Here is a 24,385-nt window from a genome sequence, read left to right as displayed (position 1 = left end):
TGGTAGATGACTACAATGAGTGATACAAAACCACATATCATACAGATTGTTGGATACAAGAACACGGGCAAGACAACCCTGACAGCCGCGTTGATCGGGCACTTTTCTTCCTTGGGACTTAAGGTAGCTGCGATTAAGCATGATGGACATGACCATTTTGAGATGGATCAAGAAGGAACGGATTCGTATCAATTTGGAGAGGCTGGAGCCTCGGCGGTGGTTGTCATGTCAGAGAAACGTACTGCGATTATGGAGCGACAGGCAACCAAGTTGGAGGATATGTTAAGTCATCTGTCCGGTTATGATTGGATTGTCATTGAAGGATTTAAGGATGCTTCTTATCCCAAATTCGTGATGGTTCGAGAAGAGGAAGATCTGACCTTGATTGATCAGCTTGAAGGGGTAGTGGGGATGATCTCATGGTTACCATCAGAGCAGTTTATAGAGCGGAGCACCGTAAGCAGAGATATAACATGGTACTCGGTTCATGAAACGGAGGATATAGCCAAAGCGTTGTTAGCAATGGTTGCGAGCGAGTGAAGGCAGAATCGTGAATTCGAATCGTAGAAACGTCAAGAAGTGGGATATTATGGTGGCTAGACATGATTGAATGTACAGAGAGCGTAATTGATTCTTTTTTAAATATAACGTAATATTTATTATGTAAACTATAATCTTTTCTACTTATGCTTTTCTTCTTGAATGATGCAAAAAAACAAAAAAGCAGCAGACCTTTCTCGGATCGAAATCCTTGATGTGGCTTGCTGCTTTTATTCTGTTCGGGATGTTACATCCCGTCATCAGTACGACGTTCGATGGCTTCGGACATCGTTTTGTCGGTAAGGTGAGCATAGATCTCGGTTGTTTCCGTAGAAGCGTGTCCAAGCTGCTCCTTCGTTTTGTAAATATCATTTTGCAAATAATAGTCGGTTGCAAATGAATGGCGTAATTTGTGCACGGTCAAGTAGGGTTTGCCAAAGCGCTTGGCGTATTTCATGATCATGGCCTGGATCGCTCTTTTGGTCATTCGACTTCCTTCTGAATCTCCGTTACGCAAAGCAATGAACAGACCTTTCTCACGCTTGGGCGTACGGTAACGTGATTGCCGCAGGTTCATATAAGTTGCGAGTTCATCCTTGGCTTGCTCCCTGAAATAAACGGGTGTTTTGTACGTCTCATCATTGTTACCTTTGCGATAAACATACAGGAGTTTGTTGTTCAGATCGAGATCATCGACGTTCAGGTTCACAACTTCCGACACCCGTAAGCCGGAATTCAGAATCAGGCTGGCAATACAGGCGTCCCGTTCTTTGTTGATTTCATGGGAGTACAGTGCCTGTTTGTTCTTCTCCATATCAACAGCGTAACCTTCAAGGATATAGCCGATAAATTCCAGCAGTTCCTCTTCCTCCAGAATTTTACCTTTGAGTTTGGCAGCGGTGTCCTTGGGTTTATGGGTACGCTTGATCTCGATTTTGGCCATAATATTCCGCTTCAGCAAAGGATAAAAGTCTTCATCTTCCGCAATCTGGCTCAGGTAATGGAAAAGAGAGCGAAGGGAAGAGAGTTTGCGAGAGACGGTAATTCTGGAGTTTGTTCCTTCCCGTTTGGTTGTGAGAAATAACCGATAGGCGGTAACTGAATCCATGCGTAGGACTTCCAGTTCATTCAACGTTACTTCTTTATTAGAACTTGCCTCGGACAGCCCTTCTGCTCGCAACCAACCGAAGAAAGCTTCGTAATCTCTCAGATATTCGAGCAGGGTAGAGGGGGACAGGTCAGGCAGCTTGTAGTCCATGAATTGCTGAACGAACCAAGGCATGGAAGGTAGTTTGTCATCCAGCTTGCGTCGATCAATCTCTTTTTGCACGTTGGTCAAGTTCGACACCTCCATGTGAAAAACATATAAAATTAATATTTAATGAATTAGTATTCTATGCTCTAGTGTACCATAATTTACATGCTCACAGCTTGTTCACCAAAGCAGGCAGTAAGTAGGGTATGCTTCCTTGCCCTTCGGCGCGTAAACCTTTAAAGTAATCAGTATACGTAGAGCAGAGGAGGTGAACCGGATGAATATGAAAATAGAACTGGTTCCCCGGGAACGCAGTCAGGTGATTCGGCATTTAATGCAATTTTATCTATATGATTTTACCAAATACCTGAATATTGATGTGGACAGTAACGGCATTTTTCCGGAATATCCGGGTCTGGAGGCATTCTGGGCAGAAGAGGACCGCAAGTTTCCTTTTTTGATTACAAGTGAAGGGGCACCTGCAGGGTTTGCTCTGGTGGAGAAATTGGAGCCTGGAAGTAAGGATAACGATTACTATTTGACTGAATTTTTTGTAATGCAAAAATATCGGCGCAGTGGCGTGGGCACTCGGGCAGCCTATGAGCTGTTTAAACGTTTTCCAGGAAGATGGAAAGTGACCCAGGTTCGTAACAATGTCATTGCCCAAGCGTTCTGGCGAAAAATTATAGGGGACTATACCGGAGGCCGTTTTCGAGAGAAGTTCCATCCGGAACTGGGCAATCCAAGCCAGTATTTTGTAACCTGATTCCAATCGGGGCCTCACTTACATATAAAGCATTCTGCTTGAATACTGAAATAAAGAATCTGATGAAGGAGTGAGTAGCATGAACGTACCCACATTCCATCTCGATGGACAGACAGCACTGGTGACAGGTGCAGGGAGAGGGATCGGAAAAGCAATTGCCATTGGAATTGCCCAGTCAGGCAGTGACGTTGTACTTGTATCCCGAACAATGAAAGAAATTGAGGAGACAGCCGCCTATATCTATGAACAGACAGGGCGTAAAGCGCTAGCTCTGACGGCGGATGTGACATCAAAAGAACAAATGGAAGAGACGTTTCAAGAGGCGATATCGGAGATGGGTAGTCTGGACATTCTGGTGAATAACGCAGGTATGAACATACGGACACCAGCACTTGAAGTAACGGACGAGCAGTGGGAGACCATCATGCAGACAAACTTAAAATCGGCTTTCTTCGCTTCGCAATTGGCGGGTCAGCATATGAAAGAACGTGGGACTGGGAAGATCATCAATATCTCTTCGGTAGGCGGACACACGGCTCTTCGGACAGGGGTTGTATATGGTGCGACCAAAGCTGCGTTAATTCATATGACCAAAGTGCTCGCATTGGAATGGGGCAAGTATGGAATCCGTGTCAATTCAGTAGGGCCATGGTATTTCCGAACCCCTCTGACTGAAAAGCTGTTGGATGATCCCCAGTATTTGCAGGAAATTGTAAGCCGCACACCGCTTCAGCGCGTTGGAGAACTGGAGGAAGTGGTAGGACCGGTCGTGTTCCTGGCATCGAATGCAGCCGGATACATAACGGGTCAGACATTACTGGTTGACGGTGGAATGTCCATTTATGGCTTCTAAATAAATGAAGTTGGTTGCAGTGGAAAAGTGGGTGGCATAACCAACTCTTTGGTAATAACATAGGGAAAAGTTAATCTGTATTTCTATTTATCTGTACCCAATTCACCGAACTTGGAGGAAGATAACCATGGAAACGCGCAAGTACGGTAATACTGGCATGAACGTAAGTACACTTGGATTTGGCGGAGCGGAAATAGGCAAAAATGTATCCAAAACGGATGTAGCGACATTGCTGAATAGTGCCCTGGATGCGGGATTAAACGTAATTGACACGGCTGAATGTTACGGTGACAGCGAGGAATTAATCGGTGAGGTGCTGTCACATCGGCGTGATGACTACTATTTGTTCACCAAATGTGGACATGCTGCCGGGGTCGAAGGTCCGGATTGGGATGCCAAAGTACTGGAGCAAACAATTGACCGTAGTCTGAAACGGCTGAAAACGGACTATGTGGATGTTATCCATTTGCATAGCTGCTCCGAAGAAGTACTCCGACAAGGAGCAGTAATCGAAGTACTACAGCGTGCCAAGGAAGCAGGAAAGACCAGATTTATCGGATATAGTGGTGATACAACAGATGCGCTATATGCGATTCAGACCGGAGTATTTGACAGCCTGGAGACTTCATTAAATATCGCAGATCAGGAAGCAATTGATCTTACGTTGCCTGAGGCAAGAAAAAGAAACATGGGGGTAATCGCCAAAAGACCTATTGCCAATGCGGCCTGGACGTATGAAACACTTTCGGAAGAGGCTTATCCCTTTATATACTGGAAGCGCTTAAGCGAACTTAACTATGGTTTTCTGGGTGAAGATGCCCAGGCAGCAGTGGAGACAGCACTGCGATTTACACTAAGTACCGAAGGTGTAGATACGGCTATTGTAGGAACAGCCAAGCCCAATCGCTGGCAGCAAAATGCCGACCTTGTGGCTAAAGGGCCACTTCCGCAGGAACTGTATGATGAGATTAGAGCACGATGGAAAGAAATCGCCGGAGCAGATTGGACTGGCCGGACTTAATTTGGAAATATTAGCGAAGCCGCCATATGGCGGTTTTTTTTACGACAACATAAAATATTTTCAACATATGAAAAATTCACAACAACGATTGGAAAAGAGGCTGTGAAAAATACTAGAGAATAATGCCTATACGTCAGCCTAGTCCGAAAACGGGCGAAAAAAGATGAAAGAGGAAAAATCCCAGGAAGTAGCCCTTCTTTAAAACAACTAAATTTATAAAAAATGACGAAGCTATTGAGATAATACGAAAAAGAGGCATTCTACGTTCAATTTAAAAGAAATAACGACTTATTTTATAATATTTCAATATATGAAAAATTCACAATAGAAAGATCATTTTCTCACCCTAGTTACCATCTCTTATATAGTCACATTGACGCACCACCAAGTTTAAAAGGAAAACCATTTTAAGCAATTGAAGTCAATACTTTTTTGTGCGGATTTTAAATAGGATTGGGAATATATCTTTATGAATGATGCGTAAAAGCATACAGCTTAAATTCATTATCAGAATAATATTAACATATTAATTATTATGTAAACCAATAACAATTCTTTTGGCAATACAGACATAAAACCTCCATGACCTGTAAATCGTAAGGGGATAAGGCAGAAGGAGGAGCTTCATGAAAAGTCAGCAACACCGTAAAAACGACGACGAAAAACTAAGTTGGGTCAGTCTATCCTTGTTTGGCGCGGGTTGCACACTGGGAACGGGATTTTTTCTAGGGACCAGTCTGGCGATCCATTGGGCCGGCATATCCGTACTTATATTGTTGGTGCTGGCGGCAGCAGGTACTTACTTTGTATTTGGTGCGCTGGCACAGATGACCGCAGATGATCCTAAGGAAGGCGCTTTTCGAACGTACGCGGGCGAAGCATTCGGACCTTGGGCTGGTTTTGGTAGTGGATGGATGTACTGGTTCTCTGAAATGCTCATCATGGGCAGCTCATTAACGGCACTTGGGCTGTTCTCTCAATTCTGGTTTCCCAAGTTTCCGCTTTGGGCATTTGTCGCGATCTATGCCGCTATAGGTCTGTTCATTGCTGCACTGGGAGCGAAGGGATTAACCAAAACGGAGAATATTCTTGCTGTAATCAAACTTGCTGCAACGGTTGCATTTATAGCTATAGCAGGAGCGGCTTGTCTGGGTTGGTTACCTGTAAAAGTGACACCAGAGCAATTGAAGAATGAATGGTTCCCGCATGGAGGTAAAGGGGTATGGACCGGTTTCATCTATGCATTTTTTGCTTTTGCCGGGATCGAGGTTATGGGCTTGATGGCTGCTAACCTGAAAGAACCAAAAGATGCAGTGAAATCAGGTCGAGTGATGCTATTATCGGTGAGTACACTCTACGTCATTTCAATTGCGTTGATCCTGTTGCTTGTGCCTTCAGCTCAGTTAACTCCAGATGAAAGTCCGCTTGTCAAAGCCATGTCAACTATTGGATTCACCGTTGTGGTCCACATTCTCAATGGAATTCTGATTATAGCCGGATTCTCGACGATGGTGGCTTCGTTATATGCCATTACGTCCATGTTGGTGAAACTCGCAGAAGATGGAGATGCACCAAAGCTGTTCACGAAGACCTGGGGGAAAAAGGACATGCCACTTCAGGCATTGTGTTGCACAGCGGCCGGATTACTCCTGTCTACGTTGATGGCATTATGGATGCCCAAGAGTCTGTTTGAATATGTGACGACAGCAGGTAGTCTGGTATTAATGTATACATGGCTACTCATCTGCATCACGTACATTAAGAAAATGAAGCCCGTGAAGTGGAATCGCATCAAAGTGTGGATTGCCATAGTATTAATTGTGGCTGCTGTGGCTGGGACAGCGATGGAAAAAGCCAGCAGAACGGGTCTGCTGGCAAGTGTGGGACTTTTGGTGTTCCTTGGGATCATCACGTATGTTGTTCATAAGGTACGTGGCTCGAAACCACCGCAGTCAGCACCATCCAAACCATAAGCAACTCTCAGCAACTTTTGTGGAGGTAGTACAACGGATTAATGAGTGCTTTAAGATTATTTCGTCAACTTGCCTAAGGCTTGCTTCATCCGCATGAATGGACATTTGGAAGGTGTCTGCTCATCATCAGGCAGGAAATACTGTTTCCATTCCAGATTATCCTGCTGACCATACCACATCAGCGAAGGGTGAGCAGGTACAGCATCATACGCAGCGAGACGTTTGCGAATCAAGGTTTTCATTTTACGGCCAAGAGGGGTGTTATCATTAATGGATTCGAATACCCAACGTGGTTGAAAGGCAAACATGAGATATGGAAAATGTCGGCTGGCTCGGAGTTCATGTGCAGGAGTAGCACAGAAACAAAAGTAAGGCTCTCCGCCAAAGCAAAACTCCCATGTTGAATCATGAGGATCCGTTGAAATATGTTCCGGCCACGGCTCGGTATCGTGTGAAGTCACCCGATTAAGCATTTGCCAGAATAACGTCTGATATTGCTCTACCGTTGTGTGATCTTTCAGATCGCTTGGTGTCTCACAGATTACCACCATGGAAGCGTAATGACCGGTGTCTCTGGATACAGGACCATATTGTCTAAGCAGATCCGCCATATCTTCGGCAGCCTGTTCTGATCGGGGGTCACACGTAAAGCCATACCTTAAATGTCCTGACAGAAACCCCATTCGTCCAGGTACACATGGATACGTATTATCTTCGTCGGCGATCATTTTACCAAATTGCGAATAAGCGTCCTGCTGCCAAGATGGAAGACGCTCAAACAAGGTGTTTATTTCGTCGGCACTATACAGCTCCGCCATTGATTCCCAACTCCATTCCACATGATACCGTTACAGTATTAATGTGGGGGAAGTTGGGTGACTGTCCAGCCTGATTTTGTTGTCAGAAAAAAATGGAACGTACAGCTTCGTACCCAAAATACAAACCAAATCCGATCAGGCAGATTCCCGAAATGATAGAGATCCAGCGCAATACATTCTCACTGCTATGTTTGTGGAATCGACTGGCCATGCCAGCCATAATGACATCCCACACCAGAATACCAATGAATATGCCTGAACTGTAGAGCAGCAAATGAGCCGTGTCCGTATGTTTCACAGTTGTCGCGAGAATAGAGCCATAGATCCCAAGCCAAAATAAAATATTCAGTGGATTGGACAGGGCCATCAAAAATCCGGATATAAATGATTTTCGAACAGTCGCTTCCGCAGTAGATGTACCTTGAATGCCTTGCTTCAGCTTCGAGAGCGTTTCCACTCCCGTGTAAATCAGAATAAAACTGCCAAATGACCAGAGAAAAGAGCGCATGAACGGCGTGTCCAGAAAATGGGCAACTCCAAAATAAATCAGCAGCATATACACCAAATCTGCAAACATAGCGCCGAGTCCTAGAATCCAGGCATGCATGAATCCGTGGCGGGCTCCACGGTCGAGTTGGGCGGCGTTAATCGGACCGATTGGAGCGGACAATGATATTCCCAGAATGATATAACTGAACAGTACAGACATAAACACGTTCACTCCTTAACGGGTTCGATGAATTGTACCAGTTGTCACAGAAAATGGGTACAAGTCATCGTATTCCCGCAAGGAGTGAATTAGAACAAACTACTTTTATCTCATACTGCGTCAAGGCCTTGTTATTCTGTTAAAGTTCCACATCCAATTGAATTGGGGTGCAGTTGTAGCCGTTGCATGAGCTTTCTTCACAAGGACAGGCGGAGAGCCCAATTGTGAGATCCATTAATGCCTCCATCTCGATATAATCACCTGCTCGAGAGTCGGGAGCTACAACATCAATTTTGCCTTCACTGTCTACAACGGACTTCATAAACAGGTTAAATGGGTAGTGTTGATCTGGTGGTAGAATCCCGAAGGGTTCCAGTGCCGTGTTCAGATTGTGATAACAACTGGCGTGATCCTTTTTGTCGTATAACACCTCATACATCTCTGGACGACAAGCGGAGTTGAAGAAATCATGTACCCCAACGGTGTCACGGACAATCTTGAGTAAAGGTTGATATTGATTGGAATACACAAACTGTCCCGGTTTAATTCGGTAAGTACGCAATACGTCCATTGTCACGCCGGGGTCCAAGCGATGGTTAGCATCTCTAGCATCGTATGCCACAAAATCAATGACTTGCTGTCCCTCCAAATCCGTTATGCGTAGTAAAGAACCTTTGCTTACTTTCAAGGCATATCCCGTTTTGGCTGGGATACGATAAGACTGTTTATGGCGCTGATTCGTATTCATCTGTCACATTCCTCCGCTACTGTTTGCTTTCAGTATGCGGAGCAGATGAAGCTTTCATGCACGGTTATGGCGACGCACTCTACTCAGGCAGGAACATCCAATGGTAAATTTAACACACCACATAATACGCCTTTATGCTGGAAATAGTGGATTACCTCTCATCCCAATCCAGAGGTCTGATTGTTCAAGCTGTGCAGCCAGATGTAATAACCAATCTTCGCGTCCTTTGGTTGCCATCACTTGAACACCCATTGGCAAACCTTCAGGTGTCATATGCAGAGGTACACTTATCGCAGGCTGGCCTGTCAGATTTGCAAGCTGGGTGAAAGGTGTAAACGTAAGACTTGGCTCAAACATTTCATAGATGAGTTGCTGCTGCTGGGTCTTGTCCAATTCACTAATTCGCAACAGATTACGGATCTGTTCGTCATGAGGTGTTAATTCACCAATCTTAGGCGCAGGAAAAGCATTAACAGGTGTGACGTAGAAGTCATAACGCTCGAACAAAGTGGACATCTGAGCTGCAGCTACATCCCATTCAGCTAAGCTATGTACAAATTCCGCAGCGGACACCTTTTTGCCTGCTTCAGCCAGAACCCAAGATTCAATCTCCATATCATCGGAGGTCGGAGCCCGGCCCATGGATCGTTCCATGGAAGAGATCATCGCGGCCATCTCACCACTGTTCATCATGTAATAGTTCTCCATCAACCGAACTCCATTGACTGGACTAAGTTTTTCTTCAACATGATGTCCTTGATCTTCCAACCAGCGAACGAGCTTGTATACAGACTCTTTGGCTTCTGCGCTGACAGGTGTTCCCACGGGCGAATCCGTTGTGTATGCAATTTTCAGTTTGCGTTGATGTGGATAGCTCATATCAGCCAAGTAACTGCCTGGAAAGAGTGGAGCATGGAACGCAGCTTCGGGCTGAATGACTTGTAACGTATCAAGCAATGCAGCACTGTCCCGAACCGAGCGAGAGAGGGCAAAATCAATCGATGCGCCTTGCCATTGACGACCAACTCCCGGTCCTACAGGTGTGCGCCCGCGGGTTGGCTTTAATCCAAACAATCCGCTAAAGGAAGCGGGGATACGAATCGAACCTCCTCCGTCACTGGCTCCGGCAAGAGGAACAATACCCGAAGCTACAGCGGCAGCGGCACCCCCACTTGAACCACCCGGGGAGTGATTGATATTCCATGGATTGCGAGTTGGACCATGAAGACGGGGCTCGGTAATATTTTTCAAACCAAATTCAGGCGTATTGGTATGTCCTATGAAGATAAAACCTGCATCACGGAGTCGAGTGACAAAATTGGAATTGCGTAATGCACGATGCTCGCTGAACAAACGGGAGCCTGAAGTCAGAAATTCACCTTCCAAGGATTGCGAGATATCTTTCAGGAGCAGGGGCACACCGGCAAAAGGTTGTTCTCCAGGGCGAACCAAACCGGCTTCCTCACGTGCGCGAGATTCATATGTACGAATAACCGCATTAAGTTGCGGATTCACTTCTTCAAGGCGTGCAAACGCCGCTTCCAGCATTTCAACCGGGGATACTTCCCGGGATCGGATCAGTTCAGCCAAACCTACGGCGTCGTAGGAGGTATATGAGAATGAAGACATCATGATCGTTCCTCTCTGAATATAATTCATCTGTTTATTCCATATGTCATCGTACCACCGGATTAGACAAAAGACAAAACATAGAAGAGACTTAGCGCGATGATTTTGATATTCGGTGTGAGAGGAGGGAAAAGAGGGGCATTTGCATTTGCGATATAGAAATAAAGCACAGGGTTAATAGCTCATATTGCATATTGAGAAAATGATCGAGTAATATCGAGTAAATTGTGTAATGGAAATAAAAAAACCACTGCTCATCTAATTTGATGTGCAATGGTTTTATTTTTATATTTGACTATTGGTTTATATGTGAGCCTCAGATATATCCACTTACTCTGTACGCAGCTTTGGTGCCGCATCGGCCGCAGTTGATGATCTTTCCTGTTGTCTGGAAATGGCGAAGAGGGCCACCCAGATCAGGATAAAACCAAGCAGCTGCTCCCATGTAATCAGTGTACGGAAAGCAATCCAGTTCACCAACACACCCGCCATCGGGAAGCTAAGTTCTGCAAGTGTTGCAACAGATGCTTTGGTTGACGACAGACCTTTGTAATACAACAGAAGACTGAGCAAACCTGGTAACAATGCCTGACCGAGAATGTTGAGGATGACAGCAGTCTGTTCACCCGTTCCGGACGGAAACGTCCATGCCGCACCTTCGTTCCACGTCATAAAGATCAGGAGCGGGAGAGCAACGACAAAGCGCAGGGAGGTGACCGTTTCATAACGCGCCTGCCCCAGCATTAATCGGCCCATAACGGTTGAACCTCCCCATAAGGCAGCGGCCCCAAGGGATAACAAGCTTCCAGCATGAATCCAGTTGTCCCAGTTACCTAATGGCAATGTGAAGCCAAATGTAAGCAGGTAGGTTCCTGCTAATGCTATGAAGAACAATCCACCGAAGCGACGTGGTAATGTTTCTTTCAATAACAGTTTAGCCAGCACGATAGCGAAGAGTGGTTGCATTTTTTGCAATAATAGCACCGTATTCGGATCGTTATGTGTAAGCGCCATGGTGAACAATACCGTTGCGAGTGCTGATCCTCCCCATGAGATAAAAATCACGGCAATCCAGTGGCGAGCGCGCAGGTTTTTCAGATCAGCCCGAAATTTCCACAGCACGGGTATGGCAATAAGACTGACGATGATGTGTTCCACCAGTACAATCTGCGTGGATGTCATCGTGTTTAGCAAAATAATGCGGAAGAGTGGGTCTACACCCCATAAGGCGGCGCCGAGAACTACAAGCCAGAATCCGGTATTACTTCGTTCCTTGCGGTAAACAGGTGCTGCTGCTGATGTCTTTTCCATATTCAGGACTCCTTCGTCAGAACACGGAATCTTCAGTTGGCAAAATCGACAAAAGCCCCCGTTTTGGTATATACCAAATAAACGGGGGCTCATCCAAGGACATGCGTCAGGAAAGAGGCCTTCCCGTGAACGGCATGTCAATGTGTTGATCTTCTCTCATCCGGACTGTACCGTCGGCCTTGGATTCACACCAAGTCAGTCGCTAGATGTCCTTCGTTAAGAACAAATAGCGAGTCGCGGGCTGGTTCCGAAGAACATCACCGCCGGTTGGGAATTGCACCCTACCCCGAAGATCCTATTCAATTATATAGTGTGTTGAACAAGCTGTAACATTAATAAGTTCATCTTATTCCTGTAAGCGCTAGCAGTTCAAGCATTTTTTTTAGAAAACGATTTTCCAGCTTCCTTGCTGTCTGCGAAGGAGCACGATCTGACCTGCGTGATACGCATCATGGAGTACCCAGCGAGCCAGTTCGTGTGCCCATTTCTCTTCGGAGTCCATATATGCGGCTTCAAGATCTGACTCTTGTAGTGCAGCCAATTGATCTCGCAACTGTTGGGCTAATCGAGTTGTACCCTGTAGCAGTGTATTCCATCCGACTGCGTCCGTTGGATCTCCGGAATTCCCAAATGTGTATTCATTGGAGTCTACAGAAGGAAGGGTAGGCTCTTTACCTTGCATGCGACATAATAAGCGATGGTTGTAATAATACATATGGTTAACCAACTGCCAGATGCTTAATCCCCCTGAAGGTGGAATCCAGGCTGCTTGATCTGCTGTAAGACCCTCCAAGGATTTCGACAAAGGTACAATCCAATTACATTGATCCCAGGTATCATCCTTTTGAATAAGTAACACATCTAGTGCTGTTGTTTTTGTCATTGCCGTTTTCCTCCTAGCGTAAAATTGTGATTTTTGATGTAACTAGCTAAAACTGATTAATAAGGTTACACTCAATATAACACATCAAAGATGAGTTGTAACCTTCTTTATACAATTAGATGGTTACACTGAACGGAGGTATATATGGACAGGTTATGGACCGATTTTGTAAACAGCGATTATCACGACTGGCGTGGGGGAGATCGATCGGAGGACAGACTGGGGAAGGCGAGCTGGCAGCAAGACTTTCTGGAACGATGGCAACTTAACGCTTCTGTTCCTGCATCTCCGGAAGATGAGTTGTCGATGAGAAACTTCAGGAATGAATTGATGGCTCTTGGAGCCCGCTTGTCTTCTGGAGCATCATTAACAGATATAGAAAAACAATGGTTGAACGGCGTTATGGAAGCAGGGCATGTGAGAAGAACATTGACTACAATTGATCAGGAACTGAAACTCCAACTGGTAGCTGTAGAAGCACATTGGCATCAGGTTATGGCTGAGGTGGCTGCTGACTTTGCTTTGACTTTGGTGGAGGGAGAAGCGGGGAGGATTCGGGTCTGTGATAATTCGGATTGTCGCTGGATGTTCTATGATGATACCAGAAGCAGAACACAGAAGTACTGTGATGATAAGATGTGTGGCAATCTGATGAAGGTTAGAAGATTTCGGGCGAAACGCAAATCCCAAAATTGATAAATACTAACAATAACTATATAATGTATATATACTAGTGAAAAAATAGTCAGAAGCAGTACAGATTCGTAAGCAGGATGTGATCGTCTTTCAAACCAAATTAGATGGGAGATGTGTCTTGTGCGGACAAGTTATCTGTTGAAAAATGGCTGTGTGTTGTCGATGGATGCTCGAATTGGACAGTATAAGCGGGCGGACGTTCTGATTCAGGATTCGCTGATCATGGCGATCCAGCCCGACCTGGATATTCCGGATGCGGAGGTCATTGATGCTTCATCGATGATTATTATGCCTGGGCTGGTGGACACGCATCGGCATATGTGGGAATCACTGGTCAAAACAGCGGGAACCAACTGGTCGTTACCAGTTTATTTGCAAAATCTCTATTATGGTGCGATGGGAAGCAAGCTCCGTCCACAAGATAGTTATATTGCCAACCTGCTCGGTTCCTTGGAAGCGCTTAACGCAGGAGTGACGACAGTAATGGATTGGAGCATGCCGTATTCCCCTGACCATACGGATGAACTGATTCGCGGACTTCAGGATGCTGGCATTCGGGCGGTATTTGCTCATGGAGTCCCTGGTGAGACGGACTACTGGAATCGGGATAGTCAACTCACGTATTCGAATAATGATGTGAGAAGAGTCAAAGAACGTTATTTTTCATCACGGGATCAATTACTTACCTATGGGCTTGCCATTCGTGGCCCAGAATTCAGTCATTGGGATACAACCGTGAAAGAGATCGAACTAGCACAAGAACTGGATGCGATCTGTTCCATGCATGCCGGATTTGGCAGTTGGGGATCTGTGGATCGCTCGATTAGTCACTTGTACGAAGCGGGACTGTTAAGTCCACGGGTGAATATCGTTCATGGTAACACCATGGGCATGGATGAATACAAAATGCTGGCAGATAGTGGCGCTTCCTTGTCGGTAACACCTGAGATTGAAATGATGATGGGTCATGGATATCCAGCCACCGGCTATTTTCTTGAACATGGGGGAACCCCTACACTTGGTGTAGATGTAGTGACGTCCACAGGCGGAGATATGTTCTCGCAGATGAAGTTTGCACTTCAGGCTGAACGATCCAGAGCTAATGAACAACTTTTGCAGCAGGGTGAGATGCCTGGTGAGTTGAACTTGCAGTCCAGCCAAGTGCTGAGATTTGCTACTTCAGCTGGTGCCCAAGCATTGGGATTGGAGCAGAAGGTGGGTACGTTGACCCCAGGGAAGGAAGCGGATCTGATCATGATTCGTACCACCGATCTGAATATGTTCCCCGTTCATGATCCAATCGGCGCTGTTGTGCAATTTGCCAATCCATCCAATGTGGATACGGTCTTTGTGGCAGGTAGACTCGTGAAGCGAGAGGGTAAGCTGTTGAATGTTGATCTGGATGCGATTCGTCATGCGGCGATGCAGAGCAAAGATTATTTGTTATCCCAATACCGGATGTCAGATGCAGAGAGAATTGCTTTCGCATAATTTACTTTTTCATAAAAGCCTATATAAGATCAGTTCGTATTTTCATATACACCTCTAGCTGTATAAAGAGGAAAGGAAGAGCCATATCATGCGATGTGGCTCTTTACATGCTTGAATATAGTCCAATTAGACAGGATAACGGATGAAGGGACAGCGGAAAAAGACGAAAAGAGCTCTCTTTTTCTAAACTTCGGATAACAAGGATGATAAGGTGTTTTTCACGAAAATTAAGGCTCATAAAAACTGCGCATAATATAAATTATACGCAGTTTTGTTTTAAATCCATTTTCATATTCAACCACGTGCAACAGATCATGATAATTTTCGCGATAAAAGAACAAAATAAGTGATCTCTAAAAATAAATTTAACCAAGCAACGCGATAACGTGTAGAATTCGATAGGTTTTTATAGGTGATCGATAAGATAGAACAAATGACTTTTTCATAGAACAGATGGGAAGCCATCAATCTCTGCTACATCCATAGCACATATTGCACATTCAAGATTCATGACGAGAGGAACATGACTATGCGTGAGAACGAACAACGATCTTCATTATTTCGTAAAAAACCAATTGCCTCCGGGGGCGATAACAACAGTGCATTGAAACGGGCGCTTGGTCCATTGGACTTAACCACACTTGGCGTAGGAGCTATTATTGGTACCGGGATTTTTGTGCTGACCGGTGTAGCTGCCGCAACGTATGCTGGCCCTGGCCTTGTACTGTCATTTTTACTGGCAGGTATCATATGTGCATTCGCAGCATTGTGTTACTCGGAATTTGCATCAAGCATACCGGCATCGGGTAGTGCGTACACGTATAGTTATACGGCTTTTGGCGAAGTGATTGCCTGGATTCTGGGATGGGATCTGATATTGGAGTATGGATTCGCAAGTGCGGCGGTAGCCAGTGGGTGGTCAGGATATTTCCAGACGTTATTGTCCGGATTCGGGCTGGAGTTACCCCATGCGCTTACGAGTGCATTCAGCCCGGAAAAGGGAACCTATTTTGATATCACGGCTGCGGTCATTACGTTAATTATTACCTTCCTGCTAACCCGAGGGGTGAAGGAGGCGGCTCGTGCGAACGGCATCATGGTAGCGATTAAAATTATCGTGGTGTTGATCTTTATTGGTGTAGGTGTCTTCTATGTAGAGCCAACCAACTGGCAGCCATTCTTGCCTTTTGGTATCTCAGGTGTAACAGCTGGAGCAGCAACCGTATTTTTTGCTTACATTGGATTTGATGCGGTCTCCACTGCGGCAGAAGAGGTTAAGCGGCCACAACGGGATTTGCCGATTGGAATTATTGCGTCACTGGCGATCTGTACTGTTCTATACATCGTTGTATCATCGATCCTCACAGGGATCGTGCCGTATAACATGTTGAATGTAAGTGATCCGGTTGCGTTTGCATTTGAATTTGTCCAGTTGAAGGGATTGTCCTGGATTGTATCTCTTGGAGCGATTGCCGGCATTACGACCGTATTGCTGGTCATGATGTATGGTCAGACACGTTTGCTCTATTCCATGTCTCGTGACGGACTGCTGTCACCTGTCTTCTCCAAGGTTAGTGGCAAAAGTCAGACACCAGCGGTAGGGACTTGGGTTGCGGGCATTATCGTGGCTTTGTTCTCCGGGTTCATCTCGTTGGGACATTTGGCGGAGCTTACGAACATCGGAACGTTGTTCGCTTTTGCAGTTGTAAGTCTGGGCATTATTGTGTTGCGTAAAAATAACCCGGATCTCAAACGCGGATTCCGCGTTCCACTTGTGCCACTGATTCCGATTCTGAGTGCATTGGGTTGTGTATACTTGATGACACGCCTTGCGGCTCTGACATGGATTACGTTTTTTGCTTGGTTGATCATCGGATTGATCATTTACTTTGCGTATGGACGGCATTACAGTCATCTGAATCCGGCACGCCGGATCTCGAGTGCTTTCAGAGCGAAGGATAAATAGATTAGTCGAGTCTTTAACCGAGACATCTTCATTTTTCCTCATTTCGTATCGCTTAGGCGAAGCGGGATGGGGATTTTTTTTATATAGAAAGATAAAGGATGATAACAGCAGGGGAAGGTTGGAATTTTCTTCATATATGGGTAAGTAATAAGGGGCGTGACGAACTTAATCACGGGGCGGGGTTGCGGCTAAGACAAATATGAAATATATTTGGGGATGTGACATGCCATCAGACATAAGAGAGGGGATGTATCATGAACACACCATTACATACGAATTCAGATCATCAAAATGCAGCTTTTGGATTTGCACTCGCTGACTCAGCTGTACTTGCCGAGGCGCAATTAATTGTTTCACAATCAGGAGGTGCTGGTGACCTACAGTTGGATATTGATCCGCAGCGCCTTCTGAAGGATGGACGTAAAGTATCGGTCATTGCACAACAGTTGGATTCACCCGTCAATCGTCAGGATGCCGATATCATCTATGGTCAGGAGCTCGCTTATGTACAATATGCTGTTAACCTGAAACCGGATAGCACAATCTCCATTGCATCTATTGAAGGCGTTGAACAGTCTGTTAATCTTGGTTGGGCAGCATTTCCAGAGGGGGAATACGAACTTCGAATTTCCCTGCATATGAAAACACCTCGTATTGCCGAAGGCACACTCGAACCTGAACAACTTGCAATGGTTAAGTATGCGCAAGTTATCACCGTATATATATCGCTTTTCCCGGCAGAAGCAGCGTCGTTGAGTTCACCATCTCAAGCTGTGTGGAGCAGAAACCATCATGTATTTGACTCCTATGGCAGAGGGGGATTCATTCTCGCTGACCTGCCTCGTCTCGCTAAGCGTGTGGAGGAACTGATGGGACCAGGTAACCATAATCTGATCGAACAATTTGCGGAAGGAGAGCTGTCGGATACGTTGCTGGAAGAGGGGCTGATGGCGATTGCCTGGGGCGTGACTCCGTGGTGTTATTCACTCTATTCTGCACCAGATGAGCAGTCGGCTGGAATACTTGCCGTGGACAAGCTGGGCGATGAACCTGAACGGAAAGGGATTTACCGTCTTGATCAGTCCATTCAGCAATTAAGTATCGTACCCGCGAATGAGCTGGCTTACTGGCCTGCCTGCGTTCAGAACGATTGGCCTGTCATTGATGTGGCGGGTGAAGGCGAGACGTTGCATATGGATTTATATACTCAGATTTGTGAATCCGTGAATGGTCTGCACGAGAATCCATTGCCATCGTTTGTACTTACTCGTAGTCAGGGTAAACCTGAGGCGATCATTCCGCTGATTGACGTTGTCATTGTGGATGAAGCTTAGAGCACTGTTTAACTTATAAAGAACCGAATCGAGGTGACGTAGACAGATGATGACTGAGGAGATCCAGGAGCAATATGCGGACGAGCTAGAAGCTTTTCACATATGGATGAAGGACGCCGGATATACAGGCCATACGGTAAAATCATACACGGGTGACGTGGTGGAATTCCTGGTCTCCATTCAAGGAAAGTCACTGGAGCAGGTCAAAAAGCTGCATGTGTTGTCATTTCTGTCCCGCGCTCGGGAGCGTGGGGTTAGTGATGCCACGAGAAATCGCAAACATGCGGCGGTGAACTGTTTTTACAAGTCCCTCATTGAACTTGAATTGTTAACCAATAATCCGGCGTTTGGGATCAAGAAATCCAAAACCGAGAAAAACCGTGCGCCCGTTTTCCTTGATGAAAATGGGCTGACACGTTTCCTCGAGTCGGTAGAAGGCAAGTATCGCACACGTAATCTGGCTGTTTTTCTACTGATGGGATATATGGGATTACGGGTTGGAGAAGTGCATGCGTTGGATTGCAAGGATTATAATGCGGAGCGGCGTACATTGGACGTATTCGGTAAAGGTCGTAAATGGCGCTCGCTCCCTGTACCAGAGACCGTGGCAAACGTGTTATCTCAAGCGATGGCTGAGCGTCTGGAACCTTGGCGGCCGAAAGAGGAAGCGCTATTTGTCTCGCAAAAAGGGAAAAGACTGTCGATTCGCAGCATCCAGCTCATATCTACAGAAACCTTTGAACGTTTCCAGAAGGAATCACCAGTCAATCAACGTCAAAACTACTCCAGTCATAAGCTGCGTCACTCCTTCGCGACCATGATGTTACGGCGTGGAGCCGACCTGCGTACCGTGCAGGAGCTACTTGGTCACGCATCGATTCAAACAACAACCGTGTACACACACGTCACCAGTAGGGAGAAAGAAGAGGCTATGGCTCTGCTGGACATTAAACTTCCCGCATTTGGGTTGAACAATTAGCTATTGAATAATTAGATTTAGAGAAGCCTGTCCAAGTGACAGGCTTTTTGAGTTCTCAAATACTGAATTATGCGATACCTCTCACCCCTGGCATGAATTGGAATACTTTATGTAAAGAAGTTAGGGGATGCCAAAGATTAAACTGCATGTGAGGGGAGGGGATAACATGGCTACTTTATCAACTGGACCGATTGAGAATAATCCAGTTAGTGGCGTAAGGCCAACACAACAGTTGACGATTAAGATCGATAATAGAGATCTGGTCAATAATGCGAGTATCTTAATTCAAGGTTATTATCTGAATGGAATCAGAACTCTATACGCACTTGAACTTATTAGTATAAATCCGAATCAAGCAATAACGAAGAACTACTTTGCAAACCTGGATGTATTTGAATTTATCTTTACAACAAGTGGTCTCGCAGAGCAGCAAGTAGAAATATCAGTTTGGGGAAAAAATTCTGCCGGGCAGCTTGTAACGCCCCATCGTATTGTATCTTCAGAACTGTTAGGTGCAAACGAGTCCACGGGAGTTACCGGGGTGACTGGTGCAACTGGTGTAACCGGAGTAACTGGAGTAACTGGAGTTATTGGTGCGACTGGAGTGACTGGGGCAACTGGAGATACAGGAGTAACTGGTACAACAGGAGTCACTGGTGTAACTGGAGCAACAGGAACCACTGGAGAAACTGGAGCCACAGGAGCAACTGGGGCAACAGGAGTAACTGGAGTAACTGGAGTTACTGGAGCTACTGGAGCTACTGGAGTAACTGGTGTAACTGGAGCAACAGGAGTAACTGGAGTAACAGGAGCAACTGGGGCAACAGGAGTAACTGGAGTTACGGGAGTTACTGGAGTAACCGGAGTAACTGGTGAAACTGGAGCAACCGGGGAAACTGGAGCAACTGGAGCCACAGGAGCAACTGGGGCAACAGGAGTAACTGGAGCTACTGGAGTAACTGGTGTAACTGGAGCAACAGGAACCACTGGAGTAACTGGAGTAACCGGAGCAACTGGAGCCACAGGAGCAACTGGAGCCACAGGAGCAACTGGGGCAACAGGAGTAACTGGAGTTACCGGAGTAACTGGAGCTACTGGAGTAACTGGTGTAACTGGAGCAACAGGAACCACTGGAGTAACTGGAGAAACTGGAGCAACAGGAACCACTGGAGTAACTGGAGAAACTGGAGCCACAGGAGCTACTGGAGTAACTGGAGCCACAGGAACCACTGGAGAAACTGGAGCCACAGGAGCAACTGGGGCAACAGGAGTAACTGGAGTTACCGGAGTTACTGGAGTAACTGGTGTAACCGGAGTAACTGGTGAAACTGGAGCAACAGGAACCACTGGAGCCACAGGAGCAACTGGAGCAACTGGAGTTACCGGAGCAACTGGAGTTACCGGAGTGACTGGAGTGACTGGTGCAATTGGAGATACTGGAGTAACTGGTACAACAGGAGTCACTGGAGTTACTGGTGTAACCGGAAATACTGGTGTAACTGGAGCAACCGGTGAAACTGGAGCTACTGGTACAGTAGACCCTACCGTAACTATAGTGGGAGTAGGCCCAAATGTTAGTTCTGAATTTAGTGAATTAAGAACAAGTGAAAAAACACCGATTATTGAATTAACTTCGGTATATGGCCTATCTAATCTAAGAGACATCGTCTCTACTTTGGGTGCTGCAACGGTTGGAACCAACAACACAGAGTTTCAACTAACCACGACAGCATCTGGAGCAGATACGGCAATACTTCAAAGCTCAGAACGGGGAAGGTATGAGTCAGGGTATGCTGGAGAAGCGGGAATCGGTGTGCGATTGCCTGTTGCCCCTACAGGAACACAAGTGGTAAGATGGGGGCTTTTTGATGACCAAAATGGTTTGTTTTTTGGCCAGAGTGTGGCAAACGGAATTTTTGTAGCAGTCAGAAGAGCAGGAACTGACACGATTATTCCTCAAGCTTCCTGGAACGTTGATAAATTAGATGGAACCGGTCCTAGCGGAGCTACACTTAGTCTGGCTAAGGGGAATATATTTCAAATTTTATTTACTTGGTACGGTTATGGAGTCATTGAGTTTAGAGTTGTTATTCCTGATCCTACGACTTTAGCGCAGGAAGTAATTACCGTTCAACGATTCTCACCAAGCGGGCAAACAAGCTTGGCCGACCCTAATCTTCCTCTTCGTGCTGAAATCTCGAATAATGGAACAGCATCTGCACTTAATTTATTTGTTGGAGGAAGACAATATAGCATTGTGGGCAGATATAGTCCGGTATTCAGAATTACTTCTGAAAGAAGAACCGTAACTGCAACCGGGACTCTTACACCAATTTTGTCCTTCCAAAGAAAAGCAACTTTCCCGGCAGGTTCAGGCCGAACGAATTCAGTCAGTGTAAAACTTGAAGGGATCGACCTTGTAACCTCAGACGATATATACTACCAGATCATATTAGGCGGAACCATTAATGGAGCCTTTGCGACGTATCCAACGGCAACGACGAATATTCCAAACTCGGAGACAGGTCTGTTAGTAAATAGCACGCTAACGACAATTACTGGAGGTCAGGTACTACTACAAGGCTTAGCAGCTGGCGTAGAAGGCAGTGCCAGAATTTTAGCTTCTGCGTCATTATTGGATTTTCAATTACCAGACACTGAATTTGTCACGCTGGCTGTAGCTAACTTAAGTGGTGGTACGAATTCTGTCACCGCAACCTTTAGTGTCACTGAAGAATGGTAGTTAATAAAAGCGGGGAGAAGAATATTTACTTCTTCTCCCTCTTTCTGCAAAGGAGGAGAAACATTGTCAGATATTATCATCTCCAATATTGGGCCAAATGTCAGTTCGCAATTCGATGAGTTGCGTGTAGCACAAAAAACTCCAATTGTGGAGCTAACCTCTGTGTATGGTTTATCGATCCTTAGAGATGCAGTTACGATTACTGGTGCTGGCACGGTTACAAATAACGCGACTGAGTATAATTTGAGCAACTCTGCCAGTGGCGTAGACTCAGCCATTTTAGAAAGTGTATTGCGAGGACGATATGAACCGGGTTATGCAGGAGAGGCGGGGATAGGGGTTCGAATTCCTTCTCTGCCAATAGGTAACCAAGTGGCGCAATGGGGATTATTTGATACTCAAAACGGAGCCTTTTTTGGAGTGAACAGTACTACGGTGTTTGTAACCGTGCGTAGAGCAGGAGTTGATACGACAGTTCCTCAAAGCTTATGGAATGTAGATCCATTAAACGGGACAGGACCAAGCGGAGCTACACTAAACTTATCAAAAGGGAACATATACCAAATTGTGTTTACATGGTATGGTTACGGAGTGATTGAATTTAGAGTGGTTATCCCTGATCCCGTAACGTTAGCCCAAGAGGTAATTACCGTTCATCGATTCTCCCCAACAGGGCAAACAAGCTTTGTTGATCCAAATCTTCCGTTAAGAGCACAAGTTGCTAATAATGGAACCGGTGCTGCTTATAGTATATTTGTGGGTGGAAGACAATATAGTATTATCGGCAAATATGAACCAACCTATAGAGTCACTTCCGAAAGAAGAAGAATAACAAATGTTACATCAACGTTAACACCCGTAATTTCATTTACAAGAAAAGCTGTGTTTCCAGCGGGTTCGGCTAGAACGAATTCGGTTCAGGTGAATTTGGAAGAAATCAATGTTATTTCATCCGTAGATCTAAGTTACCAAGTGCTTGTGGGAGGGACGTTAAATGGAGCTTTTGTTAATTTTCCCACAGCTACAACGATTATTCCTGATAGCGAGACCGCACTACTAGTCAACAATACCTCTACAACAATTACAGGTGGAGAAGTGGTGTTTCAAGGCATTACAGGAGGGGGAGCAGGGAATACCAAAATATTGGCCTCTCAAGAACTTTTGGATTTCACTCTTCCGGAGAATCAGGTTGTAACTTTAGCCATATTGAATATTGGTGGTCCAGGCTCGAACACAGTTGATGTGGTATTTAGAGTAACTGAGAGTTGGTAATTAGTAATTAGTAATACCCTGTAGCTGTAGACATTGAATGATTCAAAATCCAGAAATCAAAAAAATGTTCAAAGATTAGAATTGACGGAATAAATGTTATGTAAACTAAATAAAAATTAGAAAAAAAATAACCCCCTGAATACTCCTTAATACAGGAATACAGGTGGTTATTTTTTATACGTGGATTACTCCAATCCAGCGATCTGTTCTTTTAATTTGTTAGCAGATGCCTGGAAAGCCACTTTCTCGGATTCATTCAACGGAAGAGGCAGAATCTCGCGCACACCGTTGCGATCGACTACACATGGAACACCCAGATAAACATCCGATACGCCATTGTAATCTTCAAGCAACGTGGATACGTTCAGAACGGAGCCTTCGTTGCCGAGAATTGCAGCTACAATGCGGTCCAGAGCAAGTGCGATTGCATAGGAAGTTGCTCCTTTGGCATTAATAATCTCATACGCTGCATTTTTGGTACGGTCGAAGATATCCTGTTGTGTTTCTTCATCCAATTCCAGATCTGTTCCTGCAACGTTAGCCAGGCTCCATACCGGTACTTCGGAATCTCCATGCTCACCAATAATATGTGCGTGAATACTACGCGGGTCGATCCCTTTATTCTTACCAATCAGGTAACGGAAACGTGCGCTGTCGAGCAATGTACCTGAACCGATGACACGGGAAGCAGGCCATCCACTTTGTTTCCATGAAGTATAGGACAAAATATCTACAGGATTGGTTGCAATCAGTAAAATACCATGAGAATTCACTTCAGTAATACGTTCAATGATATCTTTGAAAATGCTTGCATTTTTCTTCAGCAGATCAATCCGGGTTTCGCCCGGCTTCTGGGAAGCACCCGCTGTAATAATAATGATATCTGCATCTTTGCAGTCGGAATAATCGCCAGCCCATACTTTCACGCCTCCCGTAAATGGAAGACCGTGGTTCATATCGAGCATTTCTCCTGTTGCTTTATCATGATTCACATCCACAAATACCAACTCGGACGAACGCTGTCTCAACATTAGCGTGTATCCCGTTGTTGTTCCCACCGCACCCATGCCTACAATCACGACACGACTTGGTTTCAGAGCTGCACTATTTGTCATGTTCATATCCTCTCCTTTTTGGTTTATACTCCCATCCATATTAAGGGATTAGAGAGTATAAAGCGAGTGTTGTCTATAAAATAGTTCACATTTCATGTCTTTTTACCAATTATTCCGTCGAAAAACAGTTTAGGATAAAATTAATGGTAATAAATGTGCGACATCTAGCCTAGAGCATCAGCTGGAAAAAGGGAGCGGGCAGCGCATACGTAGCCAATGAGCCTTTTACATAAGGTTTGTGGTAGAATAGGAGCAGTGGATTCTGATGAATCGTAAATAAAAC

At 45.4% G+C, this 24,385-nt stretch carries 20 protein-coding genes and 1 riboswitch; of the genes, 12 read left to right on the top strand and 8 right to left on the bottom strand.

The features are described 5' to 3' along the window. The first annotated feature begins 6 nt into the window (after nucleotides 1–6). Nucleotides 7–540 carry a molybdopterin-guanine dinucleotide biosynthesis protein B gene (gene mobB, locus MKY87_RS02955; RefSeq protein WP_340914290.1) on the top strand — a complete coding sequence of 178 codons (534 nt, stop codon included), beginning with the start codon at nucleotides 7–9 and terminating at the stop codon, nucleotides 538–540. 247 nt (nucleotides 541–787) lie between these two features. On the opposite strand, the gene xerS is transcribed toward mobB, so the two are convergent. After that, entirely contained in the window at nucleotides 788–1,894 is a 1,107-nt protein-coding gene (gene xerS / locus MKY87_RS02950) for a tyrosine recombinase XerS (protein WP_074095445.1), read from the bottom strand. A 178-nt stretch (nucleotides 1,895–2,072) separates the two neighbouring features. On the opposite strand from xerS, the gene MKY87_RS02945 reads away from it, so the two are divergent. The 4 genes from MKY87_RS02945 (at nucleotide 2,073) to MKY87_RS02930 (ending at nucleotide 6,408) form a co-directional block, all read left to right on the top strand. Continuing rightward, nucleotides 2,073–2,561, top strand: coding sequence for a GNAT family N-acetyltransferase (locus MKY87_RS02945; RefSeq protein ID WP_340962869.1), 489 nt, complete (start codon nucleotides 2,073–2,075; stop codon nucleotides 2,559–2,561). Between the two features lie 79 nt (nucleotides 2,562–2,640). Then, nucleotides 2,641–3,414: an SDR family NAD(P)-dependent oxidoreductase gene (locus MKY87_RS02940; protein ID WP_340962867.1), complete on the top strand. Its 774-nt coding sequence runs from the start codon at nucleotides 2,641–2,643 to the stop codon at nucleotides 3,412–3,414. A 127-nt stretch (nucleotides 3,415–3,541) separates the two neighbouring features. Continuing rightward, a complete protein-coding gene (locus tag MKY87_RS02935) occupies nucleotides 3,542–4,435 on the top strand; it encodes an aldo/keto reductase (RefSeq protein WP_340962865.1) in 894 nt (297 codons plus the stop codon). Between the two features lie 626 nt (nucleotides 4,436–5,061). Continuing rightward, a complete protein-coding gene (locus MKY87_RS02930; RefSeq protein ID WP_036673805.1) occupies nucleotides 5,062–6,408 on the top strand; it encodes an amino acid permease in 1,347 nt (448 codons plus the stop codon). A gap of 56 nt (nucleotides 6,409–6,464) precedes the next feature. Here MKY87_RS02930 and MKY87_RS02925 read toward each other — a convergent pair whose 3' ends face one another. The 6 genes from MKY87_RS02925 to MKY87_RS02900 all read right to left on the bottom strand — a co-directional run bounded on the left by MKY87_RS02925 (nucleotide 6,465) and on the right by MKY87_RS02900 (nucleotide 12,506). Next, nucleotides 6,465–7,226, bottom strand: a complete 762-nt coding sequence (locus MKY87_RS02925; RefSeq protein ID WP_338587192.1) for a YqcI/YcgG family protein — start codon at nucleotides 7,224–7,226, stop codon at nucleotides 6,465–6,467. A gap of 82 nt (nucleotides 7,227–7,308) precedes the next feature. Further along, nucleotides 7,309–7,935, bottom strand: a complete 627-nt coding sequence (locus MKY87_RS02920) for a LysE family translocator (RefSeq protein WP_017688112.1) — start codon at nucleotides 7,933–7,935, stop codon at nucleotides 7,309–7,311. Between the two features lie 139 nt (nucleotides 7,936–8,074). Beyond that, nucleotides 8,075–8,683, bottom strand: coding sequence for an urea carboxylase-associated family protein (locus MKY87_RS02915; protein WP_339783294.1), 609 nt, complete (start codon nucleotides 8,681–8,683; stop codon nucleotides 8,075–8,077). 132 nt (nucleotides 8,684–8,815) lie between these two features. Further along, nucleotides 8,816–10,312: an amidase gene (locus MKY87_RS02910; protein WP_340967369.1), complete on the bottom strand. Its 1,497-nt coding sequence runs from the start codon at nucleotides 10,310–10,312 to the stop codon at nucleotides 8,816–8,818. A gap of 330 nt (nucleotides 10,313–10,642) precedes the next feature. Continuing rightward, nucleotides 10,643–11,623: a DMT family transporter gene (locus MKY87_RS02905; RefSeq protein ID WP_340962864.1), complete on the bottom strand. Its 981-nt coding sequence runs from the start codon at nucleotides 11,621–11,623 to the stop codon at nucleotides 10,643–10,645. 144 nt (nucleotides 11,624–11,767) lie between these two features. After that, a riboswitch (FMN riboswitch) is annotated at nucleotides 11,768–11,921 on the bottom strand. Between the two features lie 84 nt (nucleotides 11,922–12,005). Then, nucleotides 12,006–12,506, bottom strand: a complete 501-nt coding sequence (locus tag MKY87_RS02900; protein ID WP_340962862.1) for a DinB family protein — start codon at nucleotides 12,504–12,506, stop codon at nucleotides 12,006–12,008. A gap of 144 nt (nucleotides 12,507–12,650) precedes the next feature. Here MKY87_RS02900 and MKY87_RS02895 point away from each other — a divergent pair, with 144 nt between their 5' ends. From MKY87_RS02895 to MKY87_RS02865, 7 genes are all read left to right on the top strand, one after another. Further along, nucleotides 12,651–13,202 carry a CGNR zinc finger domain-containing protein gene (locus tag MKY87_RS02895; protein WP_340962860.1) on the top strand — a complete coding sequence of 184 codons (552 nt, stop codon included), beginning with the start codon at nucleotides 12,651–12,653 and terminating at the stop codon, nucleotides 13,200–13,202. 120 nt (nucleotides 13,203–13,322) lie between these two features. After that, nucleotides 13,323–14,693 (top strand): amidohydrolase family protein, encoded by a 1,371-nt coding sequence (locus MKY87_RS02890; RefSeq protein ID WP_445669408.1) that lies wholly within the window; start codon nucleotides 13,323–13,325, stop codon nucleotides 14,691–14,693. Between the two features lie 529 nt (nucleotides 14,694–15,222). Continuing rightward, nucleotides 15,223–16,659, top strand: coding sequence for an amino acid permease (locus MKY87_RS02885; RefSeq protein ID WP_340962856.1), 1,437 nt, complete (start codon nucleotides 15,223–15,225; stop codon nucleotides 16,657–16,659). Nucleotides 16,660–16,913: 254 nt separating this feature from the next. Next, the gene (locus MKY87_RS02880; protein ID WP_340962854.1) at nucleotides 16,914–17,993 is read left to right on the top strand and encodes a hypothetical protein; all 1,080 of its coding nucleotides are present in this window, start codon (nucleotides 16,914–16,916) and stop codon (nucleotides 17,991–17,993) included. A 46-nt stretch (nucleotides 17,994–18,039) separates the two neighbouring features. After that, complete coding sequence (locus MKY87_RS02875; protein ID WP_340962852.1) at nucleotides 18,040–18,972, top strand: tyrosine-type recombinase/integrase; 933 nt, start codon at nucleotides 18,040–18,042, stop codon at nucleotides 18,970–18,972. A gap of 166 nt (nucleotides 18,973–19,138) precedes the next feature. Beyond that, nucleotides 19,139–21,715, top strand: a complete 2,577-nt coding sequence (locus MKY87_RS02870) for a hypothetical protein (RefSeq protein ID WP_340962851.1) — start codon at nucleotides 19,139–19,141, stop codon at nucleotides 21,713–21,715. 63 nt (nucleotides 21,716–21,778) lie between these two features. Further along, the gene (locus tag MKY87_RS02865) at nucleotides 21,779–22,987 is read left to right on the top strand and encodes a hypothetical protein (RefSeq protein WP_340962849.1); all 1,209 of its coding nucleotides are present in this window, start codon (nucleotides 21,779–21,781) and stop codon (nucleotides 22,985–22,987) included. Nucleotides 22,988–23,172: 185 nt separating this feature from the next. Here the strand turns inward: MKY87_RS02865 and MKY87_RS02860 are convergent, their stop codons facing one another. Beyond that, nucleotides 23,173–24,102 carry an L-lactate dehydrogenase gene (locus MKY87_RS02860; protein WP_338587177.1) on the bottom strand — a complete coding sequence of 310 codons (930 nt, stop codon included), beginning with the start codon at nucleotides 24,100–24,102 and terminating at the stop codon, nucleotides 23,173–23,175. Between the last annotated feature and the right edge of the window lie 283 nt (nucleotides 24,103–24,385).

The sequence above is a fragment of the Paenibacillus sp. FSL R7-0198 genome (assembly GCF_038000415.1).
Classification (GTDB): domain Bacteria; phylum Bacillota; class Bacilli; order Paenibacillales; family Paenibacillaceae; genus Paenibacillus.
The sequence above is the reverse complement of the archived record's forward strand: the minus strand, read 5'-3'. Positions and strand labels throughout refer to the sequence as shown.

Excerpts from the sequence above, each read along its gene's own strand:
- mobB (WP_340914290.1), top strand. The coding sequence starts at position 7 with ATGACTACAATGAGTGATACAAAACCACATATCATACAGATTGTTGGA.
- xerS (WP_074095445.1), bottom strand. The coding sequence starts at position 1,894 with ATGGAGGTGTCGAACTTGACCAACGTGCAAAAAGAGATTGATCGACGC.
- MKY87_RS02945 (WP_340962869.1), top strand. The coding sequence starts at position 2,073 with ATGAATATGAAAATAGAACTGGTTCCCCGGGAACGCAGTCAGGTGATT.
- MKY87_RS02940 (WP_340962867.1), top strand. The coding sequence starts at position 2,641 with ATGAACGTACCCACATTCCATCTCGATGGACAGACAGCACTGGTGACA.
- MKY87_RS02935 (WP_340962865.1), top strand. The coding sequence starts at position 3,542 with ATGGAAACGCGCAAGTACGGTAATACTGGCATGAACGTAAGTACACTT.
- MKY87_RS02930 (WP_036673805.1), top strand. The coding sequence starts at position 5,062 with ATGAAAAGTCAGCAACACCGTAAAAACGACGACGAAAAACTAAGTTGG.
- MKY87_RS02925 (WP_338587192.1), bottom strand. The coding sequence starts at position 7,226 with ATGGCGGAGCTGTATAGTGCCGACGAAATAAACACCTTGTTTGAGCGT.
- MKY87_RS02920 (WP_017688112.1), bottom strand. The coding sequence starts at position 7,935 with ATGTCTGTACTGTTCAGTTATATCATTCTGGGAATATCATTGTCCGCT.
- MKY87_RS02915 (WP_339783294.1), bottom strand. The coding sequence starts at position 8,683 with ATGAATACGAATCAGCGCCATAAACAGTCTTATCGTATCCCAGCCAAA.
- MKY87_RS02910 (WP_340967369.1), bottom strand. The coding sequence starts at position 10,312 with ATGTCTTCATTCTCATATACCTCCTACGACGCCGTAGGTTTGGCTGAA.
- MKY87_RS02905 (WP_340962864.1), bottom strand. The coding sequence starts at position 11,623 with ATGGAAAAGACATCAGCAGCAGCACCTGTTTACCGCAAGGAACGAAGT.
- MKY87_RS02900 (WP_340962862.1), bottom strand. The coding sequence starts at position 12,506 with ATGACAAAAACAACAGCACTAGATGTGTTACTTATTCAAAAGGATGAT.
- MKY87_RS02895 (WP_340962860.1), top strand. The coding sequence starts at position 12,651 with ATGGACAGGTTATGGACCGATTTTGTAAACAGCGATTATCACGACTGG.
- MKY87_RS02885 (WP_340962856.1), top strand. The coding sequence starts at position 15,223 with ATGCGTGAGAACGAACAACGATCTTCATTATTTCGTAAAAAACCAATT.
- MKY87_RS02880 (WP_340962854.1), top strand. The coding sequence starts at position 16,914 with ATGAACACACCATTACATACGAATTCAGATCATCAAAATGCAGCTTTT.
- MKY87_RS02875 (WP_340962852.1), top strand. The coding sequence starts at position 18,040 with ATGATGACTGAGGAGATCCAGGAGCAATATGCGGACGAGCTAGAAGCT.
- MKY87_RS02870 (WP_340962851.1), top strand. The coding sequence starts at position 19,139 with ATGGCTACTTTATCAACTGGACCGATTGAGAATAATCCAGTTAGTGGC.
- MKY87_RS02860 (WP_338587177.1), bottom strand. The coding sequence starts at position 24,102 with ATGACAAATAGTGCAGCTCTGAAACCAAGTCGTGTCGTGATTGTAGGC.